Annotated in this window: 7 protein-coding genes and 1 pseudogene; all 8 read right to left on the reverse strand. The window is 29.3% G+C overall.

From position 1 onward, the window contains the following. Positions 1–183 precede the first annotated feature (183 nt). Positions 184–882 carry a SprT family zinc-dependent metalloprotease gene (locus RWN11_RS07205; RefSeq protein ID WP_314161066.1) on the reverse strand — a complete coding sequence of 233 codons (699 nt, stop codon included), beginning with the start codon at positions 880–882 and terminating at the stop codon, positions 184–186. Positions 883–904: 22 nt separating this feature from the next. Beyond that, on the reverse strand, positions 905–1,582 hold the full coding sequence (locus tag RWN11_RS07210; RefSeq protein WP_314161067.1) for a YggS family pyridoxal phosphate-dependent enzyme: 678 nt from the start codon (positions 1,580–1,582) through the stop codon (positions 905–907). A gap of 122 nt (positions 1,583–1,704) precedes the next feature. Continuing rightward, positions 1,705–2,163, reverse strand: coding sequence for a DUF4064 domain-containing protein (locus RWN11_RS07215; protein ID WP_314161068.1), 459 nt, complete (start codon positions 2,161–2,163; stop codon positions 1,705–1,707). Further along, positions 2,163–2,609: a Fur family transcriptional regulator gene (locus RWN11_RS07220; RefSeq protein WP_003143964.1), complete on the reverse strand. Its 447-nt coding sequence runs from the start codon at positions 2,607–2,609 to the stop codon at positions 2,163–2,165. Before RWN11_RS07220 ends, RWN11_RS07215 begins: the two co-directional genes overlap by 1 nt. A 3-nt stretch (positions 2,610–2,612) precedes the next feature. Then, entirely contained in the window at positions 2,613–3,170 is a 558-nt protein-coding gene (locus RWN11_RS07225) for an NUDIX hydrolase (RefSeq protein ID WP_314161069.1), read from the reverse strand. A 16-nt stretch (positions 3,171–3,186) separates the two neighbouring features. Next, complete coding sequence (gene rnz / locus RWN11_RS07230) at positions 3,187–4,107, reverse strand: ribonuclease Z (RefSeq protein ID WP_314161070.1); 921 nt, start codon at positions 4,105–4,107, stop codon at positions 3,187–3,189. 70 nt (positions 4,108–4,177) lie between these two features. Beyond that, positions 4,178–4,459, reverse strand: coding sequence for a hypothetical protein (locus RWN11_RS07235; protein ID WP_314161071.1), 282 nt, complete (start codon positions 4,457–4,459; stop codon positions 4,178–4,180). A 4-nt stretch (positions 4,460–4,463) separates the two neighbouring features. Beyond that, a pseudogene (locus RWN11_RS07240) lies at positions 4,464–4,814 on the reverse strand (RNA-binding protein); the annotation flags it as partial.

Raw genomic sequence — 4,814 nt, forward strand, 5'->3', positions numbered from 1 at the left:
AAAAATGTTAGTATAAAAATACTAAAAACTCTTGATTAATTATATAGTAAATAGTATAAAAAGTCAATCGTTACACACTTAAATTATTGTTTTTAAGAGTAAGTTAAATACTTTTAAAAAATTCTTTAACTTACTACAATTTTATACTAAATTTCAAAAAGATTATAATACTTCTATTTTTTCCTATCTACCATTCAATATTTTACTAAATTTTTTTATTAATTTATCATTTTCTCTGTAATTAGGATAGTACTTTCCTAACAATGTATAAAATCTCGGTGTGTGATTTGTTTCTAACAAATGAGTAAGTTCGTGAACAATAGTATGTTCCAAACACTCAACTGGATATTTTACAAGTTCGTAGTTTATCCAGATTCTTTTCGCTTCAATATTACATGTTCCCCAGCGTGTTTTCATCTTTTTAATTCTAAGTTGTTCAGCATGAACATTCATAAGCTTTTCATACTTGCTAAGAAACTCCAAGCATTTATTATAAACAACCTTTCTAAGTTCCCTGGTTACTATTTGTTCTCTATCTTGGTATTTATCTTTAACACTTAGAATTAACTTATCATTAGATATAGTTACCTTATTTTTATCTCCAAGTCTAACTTCTAAAGTCAATTCTTTTCCAAAAACATAATGTTTTTCACCTGTTACATAGTTTTTAACAGTATGACCATTCTTCAAGATATTATTTCTTCTAAGTTTTATCTCATCTATATTTTCTTGAACAAGTTTTTTTATGATATAGTTAGGTGTTCTTGGAGGGGCACTTACTACTACATCAGCATTTTTCTCAACTTTTAAATAGATGTTTTTCATTTTTCTTCTGTATTTAATAGTGACGATTAAATCATCTACAGTTATCACCCTTTGCATACTACCCCTCCTCTATATTTTATTATTTTAACTCACAACCTACTAATGCAGTACCAACTCTTATATGAGTTGCACCTTCTTCAATTGCAATTTTATAGTCGTTACTCATTCCCATAGATAAAAATTCACATGGTGCATATGATAGATTCAGCCCTTTTACTTCATCACGTAACTGTCTTAATTTTCTAAAGCAATTACGTAGTATTTCTTCATCTTCTACAAAAGGTGCCATAGTCATGAGGCCGACAACTTTTATTTTTGAATATTGTTCCAATGATTTAATAAAATCAATGGCTTCTTCTGAAGTTAAACCATGCTTACTCTCCTCTCCAGAAACATTCACCTGCACGAAACATTTAATCTCTTTTTCTGCACGTTTTTCAATTTCTTTAGCTAAGCTGTCTCTATCTAATGCATGGAAGTAATCAACCTCATTAATCACATCACGTACTTTTCTAGTTTGTAAACTTCCAATTAGATGCCAAGTCTTATTAGAATATTTATCCTTTCTTTCTACATAATTTTGCGGACGATTCTCAGCAAAATCAGTAATTCCAGCTTCTATCGCTTCTTCAACTCTAGTATCACTAACATATTTAGTTACAGCTATTAATTTCACTTCATCAGCATTTCTTCCTACTTGTTTACAAGTTTCCGCTATTTCTCTTGTTATTGTCTCAAAATTCTCTCTAACGTTCATTTTTTCTCCTACTTATTTTATTTAAACTCTTTCTAATTTTATTATAACATGATGCTTATTATTTTGTTGTAAATTAAAGAAAGTAATGAAAAAATTTCCGAAGAAACTGAATTCCTCGGAAATTATACTTCACTCTTATATTTTTCTGAATTTCGTATTAATATTATTCTTATTCCTAAGAAGAAGTATATTATACAACTAATAAATAATATACCTAAACTAAAGATTAATAGTAATATACTATACACTAAAAATAGAAATGCCACTATATTGTGATTTATTCTCTTTTTTAGAATCACAAAAAGTAATAGTAAAAATAACACTACTAAAAGTACAAAGTATAACCATGCAAGTTGCCCCATAATTTGAAAGATAAAATGCATATCTTTTGTAGAGACATTAGCACTATCTTGAGTAAGGCGCGTTTGTTCACGAATCTGATCAACAATTTTAGTTCTTAAATACTCATTTCCTACATATTCTCGAAACAGGTTAATCATACCTCCAACAAACCCGATGTATATTACATAAACTACACTAGAGATAAGTAATAATATTTTCTCTAATTTGTCAAAATGCATTAATTTCCACCTTTATCCTTACACTTAGCGCAAGTACCATAAAATGATAGAGAGTTATCCTGAACTTCAAATGAATATTCTTTTCTCATGTATTCAATAAGTTTATTGAATATAGGATTTGATACTTTCTCTATATTATTACAGTTAGTACAAATTAAGTGATGGTGTAGTTCATCATCAACAGATTGTCTTAAATGATATTTAGAAACACCATTACTAAAAGAAATTTTTTCTAAGATTTTTAATTCATAGAAAATATCTAAAGTTCTATAAACTGTAGCAATACCGATATCTGGTGTTTTCTCTTTTAATATAAAATATAGCTCCTCAGCACTAAGGTGCTGTTCATCGTTTTCTACTAAAATCTCAACAATTTTTTCCCTTTGAGGTGTTAGTTTATATGGTGATTGTTGAATTATTTTAATTATCTCATCATAAATAGTCATATATTATTTTGCGCCTTTCCTATTTTTTAAGTAAGATAATGCAAGCATAGTCTTACTATCAGTTATAACATTGTTATCTAAAAGTTTGAATGCTTCTTCAACTTTGTATTTTCGTAAATTAATGAATTCATCATCATCAGGATTTTGTTCTCCAGCATATTCTAAATTATCAACATAATATATAGTGATTAATTCAGAACTATAACCTAAAGCTACATGAACATCACAAAGTTTCTCTAGTTTTTCTTCTCTAACCACATATCCTGTTTCTTCTTGCAATTCACGGATAGCGGCTAATTTCTTATTATCTTCTCCTGGCTCTAACTTACCTGCAGGTATTTCTAAAGTTACAGCCTCGATAGCTTTTCTATATTGCTCAACCAGAATAACCTCATCATCTTTTGTTAGGGCTAATATCGCTACTGCTCCTCTATGATTTATCAGTTCACGTGTTGAAGTTTCTCCGTTTGGTAAAGTTACAGTATGTACTTCTAAATCAAGAACTTTACCTTCGAATATTTTCTCTACTTCAATAGTTTTTTCTTCTAAATCCGCTTTCATAATTTCCTCCATCTCTTTACAAAGTATATTCGTCTAGATCATGTGCAACCTTTACACTACATTTATCACATAGCGACTCCACAGCATCTTTTTCGATATTTCTATCATATCTTGCACTAATATGTGTTAAAAACAAATTTTCAACCTTACTATTTTCTATCATCTTCTCAACATCTAAAATGTTTAAATGATAGTTTTTTCTCGCATGATGTGCATCCTCTTTTAATAAGTATGTGCACTCTGTAATAATGATATTACTATTTTTAACAAATTCATCCAATCCTTCAAAGTATCTTGTATCTGGTATAATCGAGATTTCCTTTTCGGGTTTATCTTCAGACAAAAATTCACTCGAATTATACGTCTTGCCATTAAATTCGAAAGTATCTGATTCCTTTATTTCTCTATAAAACGGTCCTGGCATAATTCCTAATTTTCTTAACTTATCTGCATCTAAGCTCCCTTTTTGTTTTTTAAATATAATTTTATATCCAAAACATTCAATATTATGAGCTAATGGATAGCTAAAAACAGTAACAGTTTTATTATCTATTATACACTGTTCACTAGAAATTTCAATATATTCCACGCTATAAGAAAGTGAACAATGTGTGAACATCATGTTCTTTTCTATAAAATCTTTAATCCCTACTGGACCATAGATAGTAACCTTTGAAGCATTCGTATCTAAAAGAAAACTTCTAGAAGATAAAAAACCAATTAACCCTAATACATGATCAGCATGAAGATGGCTAATAAAAATTTTAGTTATTTTTGTTGGCTTAATGTTTGTTTTCAAAATCTGATGCTGCGTTGCCTCTCCACAGTCAAACATCCAACACTCTTTTAGTTCTTGCATAAAGTTAAACACAAAACTCTGTGTATTTCTAAATTTTGCTGGAAGCCCAGCTCCTGTTCCTAAAAATTGTACTTCCATCGTATTCCTCTACCTTAAAATTAATAATGGTGGCCTAAAAAGATATTCCATTTAAGCCACCTTATGTAAGTTATAGTTTTACTACAAAAACCTGCGCATCTTGTAGGCAAGTTATTACATGCTCTACCCCTGCTGGAATTTCTAATAGTTCAAATTCATTTACAGTCTCAACCTCTTCTTCAAAAGAAACTGTAATCTTTCCACTAATATTTAATAATAAAATATTTTTATCATTGCTATATGAGTCTGTTTGATTCCCTACTTTTAGATTCATATGTACCACTTGATATTTATCATTTTCTAATACAATCCCACCTAATAGTGCGTTTTTATCTAATTTTACTTTTTTCATAATTTTATCTTCCTTTACGTTTATATAACCCGTCTTCTTCAATCATAATAAGTTTATTCTTGAATAATCTTCCAACAGCACGTTTAAAACCTCCCTTACTCATTCCAAACACTGCTTTAATTTCTTCTGGATCTGATTTATCTGTAAACTCACAATACCCGTTGTTTTCAATGTAATCCATAATAGCTTGACCATCACTATCCATTCTTTCGTGAGCACGTGGTAAAAATGAACCATTAATTTCTCCGTTATCTTTAACACCAATAACACGCAAAGTAACTTTTTCCCCTAAACGTGGTTCTTTTTCACGTTCACTTTCATGAACAAATACTTTATAACCATCTTTTGTTAATAA

Source organism: uncultured Gemella sp., from assembly GCF_963519265.1.
GTDB lineage: Bacteria > Bacillota > Bacilli > Staphylococcales > Gemellaceae > Gemella.